The 14,637-nt window shown below is 32.2% G+C and carries 11 protein-coding genes and 1 riboswitch; of the genes, 5 read left to right on the forward strand and 6 right to left on the reverse strand.

What is annotated here, in order from left to right; translation table 11 throughout:
* Window positions 1-166: 166 nt before the first annotated feature.
* Complete coding sequence (locus H277_RS0114620; RefSeq protein WP_019976360.1) at window positions 167-1,417, reverse strand: site-specific integrase; 1,251 nt, start codon at window positions 1,415-1,417, stop codon at window positions 167-169.
* A gap of 287 nt (window positions 1,418-1,704) precedes the next feature.
* Between H277_RS0114620 and H277_RS0114625 the strand changes: the two genes are divergently transcribed.
* From H277_RS0114625 to H277_RS0114635, 3 genes are all read left to right on the forward strand, one after another.
* Window positions 1,705-2,298, forward strand: a complete 594-nt coding sequence (locus H277_RS0114625; protein WP_019976361.1) for a hypothetical protein — start codon at window positions 1,705-1,707, stop codon at window positions 2,296-2,298.
* Window positions 2,299-3,223: 925 nt separating this feature from the next.
* Window positions 3,224-4,375 (forward strand): DEAD/DEAH box helicase, encoded by a 1,152-nt coding sequence (locus H277_RS0114630; RefSeq protein ID WP_019976362.1) that lies wholly within the window; start codon window positions 3,224-3,226, stop codon window positions 4,373-4,375.
* A gap of 2 nt (window positions 4,376-4,377) precedes the next feature.
* Window positions 4,378-4,806 carry a cold shock domain-containing protein gene (locus H277_RS0114635; RefSeq protein WP_019976363.1) on the forward strand — a complete coding sequence of 143 codons (429 nt, stop codon included), beginning with the start codon at window positions 4,378-4,380 and terminating at the stop codon, window positions 4,804-4,806.
* A 13-nt stretch (window positions 4,807-4,819) separates the two neighbouring features.
* On the opposite strand, the gene H277_RS0114640 is transcribed toward H277_RS0114635, so the two are convergent.
* The 5 genes from H277_RS0114640 to H277_RS0114660 form a co-directional block, all read right to left on the reverse strand.
* Window positions 4,820-5,023, reverse strand: a complete 204-nt coding sequence (locus H277_RS0114640) for a (4Fe-4S)-binding protein (protein ID WP_019976364.1) — start codon at window positions 5,021-5,023, stop codon at window positions 4,820-4,822.
* A 36-nt stretch (window positions 5,024-5,059) separates the two neighbouring features.
* On the reverse strand, window positions 5,060-6,325 hold the full coding sequence (locus H277_RS0114645; protein ID WP_169337523.1) for a sensor histidine kinase: 1,266 nt from the start codon (window positions 6,323-6,325) through the stop codon (window positions 5,060-5,062).
* A 115-nt stretch (window positions 6,326-6,440) separates the two neighbouring features.
* Window positions 6,441-7,124, reverse strand: coding sequence for a response regulator transcription factor (locus H277_RS0114650; RefSeq protein WP_019976366.1), 684 nt, complete (start codon window positions 7,122-7,124; stop codon window positions 6,441-6,443).
* A 4-nt stretch (window positions 7,125-7,128) separates the two neighbouring features.
* Window positions 7,129-8,016, reverse strand: a complete 888-nt coding sequence (locus tag H277_RS0114655) for a diacylglycerol/lipid kinase family protein (protein WP_019976367.1) — start codon at window positions 8,014-8,016, stop codon at window positions 7,129-7,131.
* Entirely contained in the window at window positions 8,006-9,970 is a 1,965-nt protein-coding gene (locus H277_RS0114660) for an LTA synthase family protein (protein ID WP_026357631.1), read from the reverse strand. The genes H277_RS0114655 and H277_RS0114660 overlap by 11 nt, the downstream gene beginning before the upstream one ends.
* Before the next feature lie 191 nt (window positions 9,971-10,161).
* Here H277_RS0114660 and H277_RS0114665 point away from each other — a divergent pair, with 191 nt between their 5' ends.
* Both H277_RS0114665 and H277_RS0114670 read left to right on the forward strand, forming a co-directional pair.
* Window positions 10,162-10,407, forward strand: coding sequence for a hypothetical protein (locus H277_RS0114665; protein ID WP_019976369.1), 246 nt, complete (start codon window positions 10,162-10,164; stop codon window positions 10,405-10,407).
* 182 nt (window positions 10,408-10,589) lie between these two features.
* Window positions 10,590-10,688: riboswitch (purine riboswitch) on the forward strand.
* A 102-nt stretch (window positions 10,689-10,790) separates the two neighbouring features.
* Complete coding sequence (locus tag H277_RS0114670) at window positions 10,791-14,498, forward strand: phosphoribosylformylglycinamidine synthase (RefSeq protein WP_026357632.1); 3,708 nt, start codon at window positions 10,791-10,793, stop codon at window positions 14,496-14,498.
* Window positions 14,499-14,637 lie beyond the last annotated feature (139 nt).

Below are 14,637 nucleotides of genomic sequence, written 5' to 3' on the forward strand. Positions count from 1 at the left end.
TTATTTTTCAATTTTCTATTTAGAAAACAGCCTTAAAAAGCTCTTTTATGAGAGAGGGAAACAAAACGCAGGGAGATAAATGTGCTTTGGCTGTAAAAAAGTACGGGCATAAAAAAAGCAGAACCTATAAAGTTCTGCTCTGTTAAAAGGAAGTGTAATAATCTAATCAGACGATTGCTAAAAATGCTTCTTCCATTTCTTGAAATTTCGGAGCCACCAAATCCATATCCTTACTGATTTTCTGGCTGGTTATTTTAGCATAAATCTGTGTGGTGGAAATGTTTTTGTGTCCCATCATTTTACTAAGGCTTTCAAGCGGTACGCCTTCGGTTAAGAACATCGTACCAAAAGTGTGTCTTGCCGTATGAAAGGTTACTTTCTGTTCTGTAATGATCTCCGCTGTTTCAATCAATTTACTGACGTGATTGTTACAGGTTACATTTGTAGGAACCGGGAAGATAATTTCGTTCCTCGTCGTACCTTGATATTTATCAATGATACGTTTTGGGATTTCCATCAACCTAACATTGGACGCAATATCCGATTTCTTTCTCCTGCTGATGATCCATTGATGACCATCAAAGAATGATTGGATATTATTCCGAGTTAATTTCTTAATGTCTGCATAAGCAAGTCCGGTGAAACAACTAAAGATAAAGAGATCTTTTACAAGCTCATATCTTGGGTGTGACGGTACGCATTTCATCAGCTTCTCAACATCTTCTTTCAAAATGTAACCTCTGTCGGTTTCCTGCATATTTATCTCATAATCCTGAAAGGGATTATCACGTATCAAGCCTTTTTTGATAGCCAATTCAGCGAGACTTAACACCGGCATCGTGTAAACCCAAACTGTATTATGAGCTGATTGCAAATCGTATCGGAGATAAAAATCAAATTCCCTGATAAACTCGGCAGTCAATTCCCGGAATGCCATATCATCACGATGATAACGTTCTTTAATAAAATTGGTAAGATGGTTGTAAACCGTGATATACTTGTTGTAAGTGCTTTGTGAACGTTCTTCTTTTTCGACCAATCTTTTAAAATCTTCGTTTTGATCGTTGAATACTTTTAGTATTGCATCATCCATGACACCGACACCAAGAAAAGAAAGCTTTACTTTCTGTGCGGTGGCAAAACCTTCGTGTTTCTGCATATCTTCGTATATCTTGTCGATACGTCCACGTATGTTATCCAGTTTTTGGTTAATGTTCAATGCAACGGCACTTTTGCCCTCAACTCTTCCATACTTTAAATCCCAATTATTGGGGTTTATTTCTAACTTTGTACCCAAAGTCTTAGCTGTTCCGTCAATGGTAATACGTGCCATAATCGGTGCATTACCGTTCTTTTTCAGTTCGTTCTTTTTCAAATAGAAAAGCAGTTTGAACGTCGATTTTTTTATCTGCTCCATAACTCAAATGTTTGATGTTTAAAATTAAATTATACTGAGTTACATGGAAATGGAGAAAGTAGAGCAAAATACTGAAATATAGTCAGTTAAGTTATATCATTACCTTTGTTAATCGGTAACGAATTAGTAACTTAACCTTGTCATTTTAAGCCCAAAACCTATCAGACACCGAGTTCCAAACTAAGACTACTGTTTTATAAAGCATTGTATAGCAAAGGCTTTAACCGTTTTGCTTATCTTTGCTTTTTATTAATCTTTTTTACATAAAAGATATTGATTCTTATTCAATGATTTTAAATGAATTAAAAAAAATAATATTGAAAAAATTCAAAATTGGTAAACAATATGGATGGAAAGATAACACAGAATTAGTTTTATTATTAATGGATATTCTATCTTGTCCTTATTTAAATTTAAAGATGAACAATAAGGAGATAGATGACTTAAGGAGTATAGCTATTAGAATACACGAGAACTTAATAAAGCCTTCTGAAAATCAACAATTATATTTAAAAGTTCTCCGAAAAAGCATAGATGATTTTAAAAATCATAGTTCATTCTATAAAATTGATAAGAGATCCCAGAAAAAAATATTGTCACGCTCAGAAAAATACATACTTGAAATTCAAAAACCAATTTTCGAAAGAAAAAACATTTATTGTTATGAAGAAGAATTTTCAAAATCATTAAAAGATTTCGAATATTATTATGAAATAAAAAGTATTGACAAGTACTCTTTTAAAAAAGAATTATTAACTTTACTCGAAATTAAAGATAATCAAATTGCACTAATTGAACAGGAAAGATTTTGGTTTACAAAATGGACTGAGTTTGATTTTGGTTTAGAATTGCAAGCCAAAAGAAGTCAAGAAGTGTATTAAAATATACCGTAACTGACAGTCAGAAATGACAACACACACAAACGGTGTAAGTAAACTCTACAATTGAGTTCTTACTAAAAAGTAGTCTGAGTTCAGGGACTACTTTAAATTTTAAAAATAGTACTGGCTATAACATCGTATTGGCGAAATGGCGGTTTAAGGGAGAAATTGAAAATTTCTCTTTTTTTTGTCGCAATAGCCTTTTATATTTACTTTTATCCCTTTTTTTAAAAAAAAATAAAATCACAGTTTATCCAAAAATGTCAAAAACGACATTAAATGTTCGACAGAAGTATCTTTCAGCCCGCAAAGACAAATGGTACCTTTGGAAGGCAAAGAGTACCATTTTTTATTTATTCTTAAATCATATCATTTTCTTCATTATGTTTTTATAGAATTATTTTTGAAAAACTGAAAATCAAAGTTTATTTAAAAACGTCAAAAATAACATCAATGGTTCGACTGAAGTACCTGTCAGCCCGCTAAGAAACCTCAATAGAGAAATCTATTGGGGTTTTGTTTTTTCTATACTTTTTAAGTCATATTTCAAAGAGTAGAAGAAAAACAAAAAAACATAAATGAAGTGTGTAAGATTTCTTAGGATCACTTTGTATTACGTGGGATAATGAAATAATCCTCACTCTCTACAAAAGCTTCAACAATTTGTTTGGAGCTTTTAGTATTCTTATTCATTAAAAAAGTAATTCATTACTTTTTTGTATCTTTGCACAATAATATCAATTAAAGGCTTCTTAATATTTGCTTTTCTGTACAGGTTTTTTACTTCAGTTTATGCTTCAGCTGCCAAATTTTATTATCACAACACGTACATTTTTTATTTAAATGCAGACTTTTCATTTTTAGAAAGTAATTTTAGAACATCAAAATGTGCGATAAATTATTTTTTAAATACCCAAGTTAACGAATGAAATTTTCAGATTTAAATATCATACAACCAATTTTAAATGCAATTGATTCGGCTGGTTACGAAAGTCCAACTGAGATTCAGCGCCAGTCTATTCCTTTAGTTTTAGAGGGGGACGATATGATAGGTTGCGCACAAACAGGAACAGGGAAAACAGCATCTTTTGCTATTCCAATTTTGCAGTTATTACACGGAAAACCGAAACAAAATAAAGCAATAAGAACATTAATTATAACACCAACGAGAGAATTAGCGGTGCAGATTGATGATAATTTCAAGTTATATAGTAAAAATTTGAAGTTAAAAAGTTTAGCAATTTTTGGCGGAGTCTCTCAAAATAAACAAGTCGGATCTATAAAAAATGGAGTCGATATTTTAATTGCAACTCCCGGTCGTTTATTAGATTTGATGTCGCAGGGTATCATAAAATTAAACCAAATTGAAATTCTTGTTCTTGATGAAGCAGATCGTATGTTAGATATGGGATTTGTGAATGATATTAAGAAAATTCTTAAAAAAGTTCCGGAAGAAAGACAAACATTATTCTTTTCGGCTACGATGCCAAAATCTATTCGAAAATTTGCGAATACGATTTTAAATCAACCCAAAGAAATTAATGTAACACCTGTTTCTTCAACTGCAGAAACAATTCAGCAATCTGTTTATTTCGCAGAAAAAGCAGAAAAGGAACTCCTTTTAGTTAAATTGCTAAAGGAAAACGCTGATAGGACATTGGTTTTTACGAGAACCAAACATGGGGCAAATCGATTGGTTAAAAAATTAGAGAAATCTAAAATCCTTTCGGCTGCAATTCATGGAAATAAAACACAGAATGCACGGCAGAGAGCATTGAATGATTTTAAAGACAATAAAATACAGGTGCTTATAGCAACGGATATCGCTGCAAGAGGAATTGACATTGATATGTTGTCTAATGTCATTAATTATGAATTACCAAATGTTCCTGAAACCTATGTACATCGTATCGGAAGAACAGGACGAGCAGGTAAAGAAGGTGTTGCGAGATCTTTTTGTTCAATTGAAGAAAAGAAAGATTTAAGAAATATTGAAAAGTTAATCGGAACCAAAATTAAGGTGGAAAAAGTGAACTTGAAACCGGTACAAAAAGTAGAAAAAATAAAAACAATATAAATATGGCAGATTCGTATTCTAAAAAAGAGAATATTAAGAAAAAAGAGAAAAAAAGAGAAGAAAAACGTCTTCAACGAGAAGAAAGAAAAACCAATAACAACAAAGGGAAATCATTGGAAGAGATGATTGCATATGTTGATATTAATGGAAATTTGACAGATGTTCCTCCACATTTACAAAATAGAGAAGAAGATTTGTTGAGTCGTCAAGAAAATCCAAACGAAGTAGTTGATCCTGCAAAACTGTATACAGGAATAGTGAATTCTTTGAATGAAAAAGGATTTGGATTTATCACAGAAGAAAAAACAAATGACAGTATATTTTTTCACCAAAGTCAATTAAAACAGGAAGTGAAAAAATATGATAAAGTAACGTACAAGAAAGAAGTTTCTGAAAAAGGATTCAGAGCGATCGAAATTAATAAAAAGTAAATAGTTCCTGAAACTATTTCAAACTTAAAGCACCGGAAGGACATTGAGAAACTTGTTTCTTGATTTCTTCGCTGGTTGCATTTTCAGCGGTTATCCACGGTTTGTCTTTAGGATGATAAACTTTTGGTAACATTTTTACGCAAATCCCGGCATGTTGGCACAATTCCGGTTTCCAAATTATGGTTACTTCACCATTTGTATATTCATGCTGATTCATTATAGTAGATTTTTGATAGTTTTAAATTACGTCAAATTATTCAATAATCAAAGTTAAAATAATTTTAGTTCCTTGATGTTGTTGGCTTTTTATGGTCATTTTAATGTTCGACATTTTTGCTAATTGAGTTGCAATGGCTAGACCTAGTCCTGAACCTGAAGTATGTAGGGTAGAATCATTTTTTACACGAAAAAAACGTTCTTGTACAAATTTTAAATCTTCTTCACTCATTCCAATTCCATTGTCCTCAAATGTTAAGTGGTACAAATTATTTTCACTACGGGAAGAAATAATGATCTCCCCATTTAATTTAGAATATTTTATGGCATTCGATAAGAGATTGTCAATGATAATCTCAAAAAATTCGTGGTAATTATCGATCTTTTGGGAATGTAGATTTCTGGTGGAAACACGAATTTGTTTTTCATTTAATAAAACATCAAAACGATCAATTGATTGTATTACCTCATTCTTAATTTCAAATAAAGATGTTTGTAAATTTAGACTATTGTTTTCAACGCGAGAAAGCAGTAAAAACTGTTCAACCAAACGATCCAAACGATTAACTTGTTTTAATGTATAATCAATTTTTTCATTGTATTGCTCTGGTGTGCGCTCGCGTCGAATCAAAATTTCTAATGTTCCTTTTATAATAGCTAAAGGTGTGCGTAGTTCATGAGAAGCATCCGCTGAAAATTGCTTTGCTTTCACAATTTGAATCTCCAACCGGTCCAGAAGCGAATTTATTGTCGTAGAAAGTTGATGTAACTCGTCTTTGTTTTTAGGTAATTGAATACGTTCTGAAAGGTTGTTTTCAGTGATAGCTTGTGCTGTTTTAATCACATTAAAAATAGGCTCAATCGATTTTGCTGCGATAAAACGAGCGAAAAGAAAAGTCAATAAAACTGAAATCGGGAAAATAAGGGTTAAAGCTGTTTTGAGATAATCTAAAGCCAGTTGGTTATGTTTTGTTGAGACTCCAATAACTAAATAACCGACAACTTCACCATGATGAATCAATTTGGACTGTGAAATCAGTAATCGGATTGAATTGTACTCTGTATAGAAAGGTTTTCTTTCAGGTTCGTCATTGTTCCAGTCCAATTTATTCTGTACCAAATTCGGAGAGCTTTCAACTAAGTTGAAATTTTTATCATAAATAGAGATAAATACAGGATTTAAAGCAATGTCAGTGTGTTCTACTTCTTCCCATTCTCGTGGTTGTACAAAATTTTTTAAGGTAGGTTCATGTAAAACATAGTCTGCGTGGCTATTAATTTCTTCTTCCAATGTTTCGTACATTGTTTTGTTAATGCCTTGATTAACGGAAAAATAGATGAAAGAAAAAATAATCAGTAAAATAACCGAAAATGTAAGGCTATAAAAAAGGGCGATTCTATTTTTTATGGATAAATTTTTAAGCATCTTTAGAAATATAACCAACACCACGAATCGTATGCAAACGTGGATCGTCTTTTTTTAGGTTTAATTTTTTACGAATCGCATTAATAAAAACATCAATCACGCTTGTGTCATATTCAAAATGAATATCCCAAACGTTTTCGATAATCTCTTTGCGTGTACAAATTCGGTTTTTATTTTTAAATAAATAGACCAAAAGCTGAAATTCTTTCAAGGTTAAATCAACGAAATGATTCTCTAAAAAAGTTTGATGTGTTTCTGTATTGATGGAAATATTCCCGAAAGTTAAAATATGAATTGATTTGTTTTGACGAAGATAAACGTTAATTCGAGCAACTAATTCATTAAAATCAAAAGGCTTTTTGATGTAATCATTTGCTCCGGCATTTAAACCTTGAATAGTATCCTGAACAGTATCTTTCGCTGTAATAAAAATAATTGGTGTTTTTTTGTTTGGGTTATCAGTTGATCTTATCAGTTGACAAACTTCTAATCCCGAAAGATTCAAGATCATCCAATCTAATAAAATGACATCAAAAGTTTCATTGTTTATTTTCAACAAAGCCTCTTCGCCAGTTAAACAATGTATAGGTAATAGATTTTCTTCCTTTAAACCTTGTAGTATAAAATTGGCAATTCCCAATTCATCTTCTACAATCAAAATTTTTGCTTTGTTCATTTCTCTAATTTGGAACAATTACATTCAAGGCATTTGGCACTATACAAACATGAATAGAGTTTTCGTTAAAAATAACAGTTTCTCCATCAATTTGAGCAATAGTTCCGGATTGCTGTGTACGAAATTTTATAGAATCAACTTGTAGAACCTTTGCCTCATTCATTTTTTCAATTCGTTTTCCTAACACATAGGCCGAAAATTGAATTTGTTTTATAAAATTAAGCTTTTTTACAGCAAGAAAATCCAATTTTCCATCATTTAGTTTTGCCTTTGGTGAAAACGAAATTCCATAACCGGCTTCGTTCGAATTGGAGCAAAATAAAAAGTAGTAATTATCCTCCAGAAAATGTTGGTGATCTAATTCAATGCTAAATTTTTTCGGACGATATTTAAAAATAGCTTTTGTGCTTGCAGCAATATAACCCAAAAGATTTCTTGTTTTGGTATGGGCATAATGATTAATCACATCCGCATCAATACCGAATCCTATATTACTGAAAAAATATTTTTCGTTTATTTTTCCTGCGTCAATTTTATTCATGTTCGCATTTAAAATGGTTTCAAAAGCTTTTTCAATTGTTTTGGGAATATGAAGATTTGCAGCCAAGCCATTTCCGGAACCAATCGGAATAATACCTAACGCAATAGTGCTGCCAACCAATGCTTGTGCAACTTCGTTTATAGTTCCGTCACCTCCGCAAGCTACAATTATTTTAGGATTTTGCGCAATGGCTTGATTGGTGAGTACGGTTGCATGTCCTCTTTTTTCTGTTAGAAAAGTTTCAAAATGAACTGATTTTAAACGGAAATAATTTCGAATTTCAGTTTCAATAAGTCGACCTTTTCCTTTTCCTGCAATTGGATTAATGATAAAAATGATTTTATTTTTCATCTAATAAATGATTGCTAAATAAATAATCGGCTGTTTGGTAATTTGAAATAATAGAACGTTCAAAGACCGGGTCTATTTGTGTATCGATTAAATTCTTATTTATCCATTTGTATTGATTGATTTTCTTTTGATCTGAAAGAATCATAACATCTTCACCTTTTTTCATTCCTAGTTTAATGTAAGTACCGACAAAAGAACGTGATTGGTATTGCGGATCAAAAATATCTTTTCCATAAAATTGAGAAGTATATTTCCAATTGAATAACGAAAATAAGGTTGGGAAAATATCAATTTGAGAAACTTCTTTCGTTACATTTTCATTCTTATGAGATTTTAAATTGTAGATAAATGCCGGAATGTGATGATTTTTTACATCAATAGCATCTTTACCTGCACTGCTGGCACAATGATCCGCTATAAAAACAAAGACCGTATTATTGAACCAAGGCTTTGTTTTGGCTTTGGCAATTAAGTCTCCAATGGCGTAATCCGCATATTTCACAGCACCGGGACGCCCTGTTCCTGAAGGAATATCAATTTTTCCATTTTCATAAGTATATGGCTTATGATTAGAAGTAGACATAACAAATGCAAAAAATGGTTGTTTTGTTTGATATTTTTCATCAGCAACTTTTATCACTTTCTTATAAATATCATCATCAGCAATTCCCCATGCATTTTCAAAAGTGACTTCGTTGTCATTGATGTTGTAACGTTGTGTATTGATTTTATCACTTAAAACACTTCCACGGCCACGATCATAAATGTCAAAACCATTTCCGCCATAAAAAGCATTCATATTATCAAAGTAACCATCTCCGCCATAAAAAAACATATTGTGATAACCTTTTGCTTTGAAAACATTCGAAATTGTATAGAGATTTTGATTGTCAACACGTTTTACAATACTGTTTCCCGGAGTGGGAGGAATGGATAATGTAACAGCTTCCATCCCGCGAACTGTACGTGTTCCATTTGCATACATATTGGAGAAATAAATGCTGTTATTTGCTAAGTTATTCAGGATTGGAGTGATTGGTTTTCCGTTGAATTGCTCTTGCATAAATGAAGCACTCATACTTTCCATCAAGACAAAAATGACATTTGGTTTTTGTTCTGGTTGCGATGGATCAGAGGCTAAAATTGTTCTTCGTATTGGATTTTTGAATTGTTGATCGAAAACTGTTTTCGAATCTTTCAATTCGGTTTTCATTACAGCAAAAGCGCTTTCAATCGGAATAGATGTATAATGTTCATCGTATTTTAAATGATTGTTTCTGAAAGCAGAAAAGAAAGAGAAAATTCCGGCTTTTGAAATTTCATTGTTGTAACGATTTTCAGAAGTTGAGCTTGTGTCATTATTTAAGAAAAGTAATGATAAAACTGCAACGAGCAGATTAAAACTAAAAATGCTTATTTTTTGACTTGTTTGTGGTTTATTGTGAAAGGTATTGTAAAAAATATAGCCTGTCTTCGCAGTGAAAACAGTTAAACCTGTTATTAAAACAATTCCTCCGATTAAAATAGGCAAAGGATAAGATTCTTGTATATTTTTCACCACTTCATAGGTGTAAATTAGATAATCTACAGCAATAAAATTGAATCGACTTTTAAATTCGTCCCAAAATGTAACTTCAGCAAAAAAAGTGAAATAAATAATAACCAAATAAAGAGTATAAATGAAATACACAAAAATTCGATCGAATAAAGAGTTGACGAACCTATTTGGTACAATCATAAAATAGAACGATAAAAATAATGTAAAACAGCTTACGACGCTGATATCATAAATGAAACCGTAAAAAAAAGTATGGAGGAACGAACCAATAGTCCAGTCGAAATCGTTTTTCACCCAAAATGCAAATACGAGGCGAAGAATGAATGAAATTAAAATGAATAACGAACTGAAAGATAGTAAGGTACTATAACGTCCTTTTAGATGATTTGTCAACATTTTTATAAATTATTATCCAAATGTCTTGATATTTAGAGGATTTTTAATGTGTTTTAATCAATCTTAAGTGAATCTTAAGTTTAAACGTTGCGAGTTGAACCACTCAACTGAAAACGTTAATAATTAATAAAAAAAAGGATTTACATAGAAATAGTCGTAAATTTGTAGTTGGTTTATAAAGTAGGTAAAAGATGGAAGAGATATTAATTAATGAAAAAGAAGAAAAGTTTTTAAATTATTGGGAACAACGATTCACAAGAATATTTAAAGACAATACAAGTTGGACAACTTTGTTTATGACAGTTAGCAAAGCTACTTTTCCGGATTCATTGAATATTGAAACGTTTTGCAAAAAGTTTATGCAGGATTTTAATATGAAATTGTCATATAAATATGATGAATCAGATAATGAATATGATTTAACAATTACAAGATAATAAAAAATCCTTATCAAATTGATAAGGATTTTTTTATTGAAAATTTCGACATTTGATTGAGAATCACAGTTAAATTTTGAGTGAAAAATTTAACTAAAAAATTAAATGAAATATTGTTGATTTAGATTTGATTTTACTAATTAAAATGTTTAATTTTGCCATTCACTTTTAAAGGTGATTTAGTTTTTAAAGTTTACAACATTTGTATAGCTCATAATAGGGTTGAGCGTCTCTACGGCAGACCATAAATAATTGCCACTACAAATGAATTTTTTTCTATCATTTGAGTCTTGAACCACTCCAATAGAAAATAATTTGTTTGTTGATGTAGATGATACAAATGGTTTAAACAAATTAAACCAAATAGTACAGCAAACAATACAATGAACCAAAGACTTTTCATTCAGAAGAAATCGAATTTTGACGTTATCAGTCAGAAGACTACAATAGAACTCAGAAACCTTGTACCTCAAATAGTGTGCAAGGTTTTTGTTATTTATGATCTATTTAATATAGAGGAAAATCAATTGCAAGAGGTTCTGCATAAAGTGTTTGTCGATCCTGTGACGGACAATGTTTTCAAATATGTTGAAGATGCGGTAAATGAAAGTATTCCTTATTCTAAAAACTATTTTGCAACAGAATTTTTACCGGGTCAGTATAACCAACGCGACGATTCCTCTGAACAATGTCTAGTGTTGATGAATGTGGAAGATGTGACGGTAAAATCAGGTTTACTTTATGTTTTCAATAATGATTTGTCTACGGAAGATTTAAAAAAAGTAAAAGATTACTTAATCAATCCAATTGAATCGCGTGAAAAAGATCTTTCTAAAATGGAAATTCCGGCGAATCCGGAAGCTACAGAAGTTCCAATTATAGAAGGTTTTATTTCTGCTGACGAAAATAAACTACAAGGCATTTACAACCAATTCGGATTATCGTTAGAGATGGATGACTTAGCTTTTATTCAAGACTACTTCAAATCAATCAATCGTAATCCGACGGAAACAGAATTGAAAGTTTTAGATACTTATTGGTCTGACCACTGTCGTCATACAACTTTTGAAACAGAAATTACAGACGTCAAATTCAATTCTAAATTCAACGAAACGCTTCAAAAAACATTTAATTATTACCAAAAAGTTCGTCAAGAATTAGGTATCAGTAAACCAATTCGTTTAATGGATTTGGCGACTGTAATGGGGAAATACCTTTCACGTACAGGAGTTGTAAAAAATATTGATGTTTCAGAAGAAATCAATGCATGCTCTATTGTTGTTCCAATTGATGTAGACGGAATAGAAGAAGAATGGTTATTGCAATTCAAAAATGAAACACATAACCATCCAACAGAAGTTGAACCTTTTGGAGGAGCTTCAACATGTGTTGGAGGAGCTATTCGCGATCCTTTAAGTGGACGTTCATATGTTTTTCAGGCGATGCGTATTACAGGAGCTGCAAATCCTTTAGAAAAAATTGAGGATACGTTACCGGGTAAATTACCGCAACGTAAAATTTCGAAAGAAGCAGCAAATGGCTATAGCTCATATGGAAATCAAATTGGTCTAGCGACAACTTTTGTAAAAGAAATTTATGACAAAGGTTACAAAGCAAAACGTATGGAAGTAGGTTTTGTGGCTGGAGCAGTAAAAAAAGAATATGTTCGTCGTGAAGAACCGATTGCTGGAGACCGAATTATTTTATTAGGAGGTGCAACGGGGCGCGATGGAGTTGGAGGAGCTTCAGGCTCTTCTAAAACACATGATGGTCTAAAATTAGACGATTTATCAGCAGAAGTTCAAAAAGGAAATGCAATTGTTGAGCGTAAAATTCAACGTTTATTCCGTAATCCGGATGTGTTGGCATTAATCAAAAAATGTAACGATTTTGGTGCAGGAGGTGTTTCTGTAGCAATTGGTGAAATCGCAAGAGGAATTAATGTTAATTTGGATTTAGTCCCTCTTAAATATGCAGGATTAAACGGAACAGAATTGGCAATTTCTGAATCGCAGGAACGTATGGCTGTTGCAGTCGAGGCAAAAGATGTGGAAACATTTATTGCGTTAGCAAAAGAAGAAAACTTAGATGCCACTTGTGTGGCTGAGGTAACGGGAGACGATACAATGACTTTGGTGTGGAAAGGAACGAAGATTGTTGAGCTGGACCGTAAATTTTTAGATACAAATGGTGTTCGTAAACAAGCGAAAGTTGAGGTTACGGACGAAGAATATACAAATCCTTTTGAGAATAAATCCTTCAATAAACAATCCTTTATTGAAATGATGCAGGAGCTAAATCATGCTTCTCAAAAAGGTATGGTAGAAATGTTTGACAATAATGTTGGACGTTCTACTGTCTTGAATGCTTTCGGGGGGAAAACAATGGATACTCCAGAAGATGTTTCAGTGCAAAAATTCCCAACAGACGGATTTACAAATGCAGTTTCAATTGCGTCATTTGGGTATAATCCAATAATTTCTCGTTGGTCAAACTATCACGGAGCTTATTTCGCTGTAATCGATTCAATGACAAAGATTGTTGCAGCTGGAGGAAATTATACTGATATACGTTTAACATTTCAAGAATATTTTGAAAAATTGCGTGATGAAGCAGCTCGTTGGGGGAAACCTTTTGCTGCTTTACTAGGAACAATTGAAGCACAAAAACAATTTGGAATTCCTGCAATTGGAGGGAAAGATTCGATGTCCGGTTCTTATCAGGAGATAGATGTACCGCCAACTTTAATTTCTTTTGCAGTAGCACCTTCTAAGGCTGAAAAAATTGTACAAGGAACTTTAGTTGAAAAGAATTCAAAACTTTCAGTTTTTATACCAACATTAACAGAAGATTATTTAATCGACGAAAAGAATACGAAATCTATTTTTGATTTTATTGGAACGATTAATTCTGAAGTAAAATCAATGATGACGGTTAAATTTGGTGGAATTGCTGAAACTGTAGCGAATATGGCGTTTGGTAATGAAATAGGATTTGAAGTTAAAACAGGATTGGATTTAGCAAAATATTACCCTGCTTCAATTGTAATTGAACATACAGAAGATTTTAATGTTCCTACTGAAATTGCTCAAAATTATCATGTTTTAGGTCAAACAAATGATTCGGTAATTTTCAACTTTAACGGAGAAGAAATCAATTTGAAAGAATTGAAGCAACAATGGAAAGAAACATTTAATTCATTATTCCCGTACAAATCAGATACTGAAACAGTTGTTGAAGAAAAAGATTTGAAAGCAGAACAAATTTGTTTTGCCTTTGCCGATCATAAAGTAGAAAATCCAAAAGTTTTTATTCCTATTTTTCCGGGGACGAATTCTGAATATGATTCTGCAAAAGCATTTCGTAGAGAAGGAGCAATTGTTTCGACTTTACCTTTCCGTAATTTAACACAACAAGACGTTGAAGAATCGGTAGAAGCTTTTGTAACTGAAATCAATCAAGCAAATATTTTATTTATTCCGGGAGGATTCTCAGCTGCTGACGAACCAGACGGATCAGGGAAATTTATTGCGACAGTTTTACGAAACGAGAGAATAAAAAATGCGATTCATAATTTATTAGAGCGTGATGGTTTGGTTTTAGGAATTTGTAACGGGTTCCAAGCTTTAATCAAATCAGGATTATTACCTTACGGACGTATTCAAGATTTAGAGGAAAATACTCCTACCTTAACGTTCAATGAAATTGGGCGTCACATTACACAATTAGCGAAAATAAAAGTGAATAAATCACATTCGCCTTGGTTGAAAGGAATGGAAGCTCAAGAATTTTGGATTCCTTTTTCGCATGGTGAAGGTCGTTTTGTAGCCAATGATACTGAATTAGAGAAATTAATTGATAAAGGACAGATAGCAACTCAGTTTGTAGATTTAGATGGAAAGCTGGCAGGACAAATGCCTTATAATCCAAATGGCTCTACATTCGCAGTAGAAGGAATTGTATCCCCTTGTGGAAAAGTTTACGGACGTATGGGACATCCGGAGCGTTATGAGGAAGGATTATTCAAAAATATTCCGGGAAATGGATATATGAATATTTTTAAAAATGCGGTGGAGTATTTTAGAGGGTAAAAATTAGATAGGAAATATTAGAAGTTAGAGATGAGAAAAATCTAGATACTAACATCTTAAATATTAAAGAAACAAACAACAAACAAATATCGATTTCGATCCTGAACCAATCGAAATTAAAATTCGAAAGTTAACCTTG

This window comes from Empedobacter brevis NBRC 14943 = ATCC 43319, assembly GCF_000382425.1.
In the GTDB taxonomy this organism is placed as follows: Bacteria; Bacteroidota; Bacteroidia; order Flavobacteriales; family Weeksellaceae; genus Empedobacter; species Empedobacter brevis.

Excerpts from the sequence above, each read along its gene's own strand:
- H277_RS0114660 (WP_026357631.1), bottom strand. The coding sequence starts at position 9,970 with ATGTTGACAAATCATCTAAAAGGACGTTATAGTACCTTACTATCTTTC.
- H277_RS0114655 (WP_019976367.1), bottom strand. The coding sequence starts at position 8,016 with ATGAAAAATAAAATCATTTTTATCATTAATCCAATTGCAGGAAAAGGA.
- H277_RS0114650 (WP_019976366.1), bottom strand. The coding sequence starts at position 7,124 with ATGAACAAAGCAAAAATTTTGATTGTAGAAGATGAATTGGGAATTGCC.
- H277_RS0114635 (WP_019976363.1), top strand. The coding sequence starts at position 4,378 with ATGGCAGATTCGTATTCTAAAAAAGAGAATATTAAGAAAAAAGAGAAA.
- H277_RS0114620 (WP_019976360.1), bottom strand. The coding sequence starts at position 1,417 with ATGGAGCAGATAAAAAAATCGACGTTCAAACTGCTTTTCTATTTGAAA.
- H277_RS0114640 (WP_019976364.1), bottom strand. The coding sequence starts at position 5,023 with ATGAATCAGCATGAATATACAAATGGTGAAGTAACCATAATTTGGAAA.
- H277_RS0114625 (WP_019976361.1), top strand. The coding sequence starts at position 1,705 with ATGATTTTAAATGAATTAAAAAAAATAATATTGAAAAAATTCAAAATT.
- H277_RS0114670 (WP_026357632.1), top strand. The coding sequence starts at position 10,791 with ATGAACCAAAGACTTTTCATTCAGAAGAAATCGAATTTTGACGTTATC.
- H277_RS0114645 (WP_169337523.1), bottom strand. The coding sequence starts at position 6,325 with ATGTACGAAACATTGGAAGAAGAAATTAATAGCCACGCAGACTATGTT.
- H277_RS0114665 (WP_019976369.1), top strand. The coding sequence starts at position 10,162 with ATGGAAGAGATATTAATTAATGAAAAAGAAGAAAAGTTTTTAAATTAT.
- H277_RS0114630 (WP_019976362.1), top strand. The coding sequence starts at position 3,224 with ATGAAATTTTCAGATTTAAATATCATACAACCAATTTTAAATGCAATT.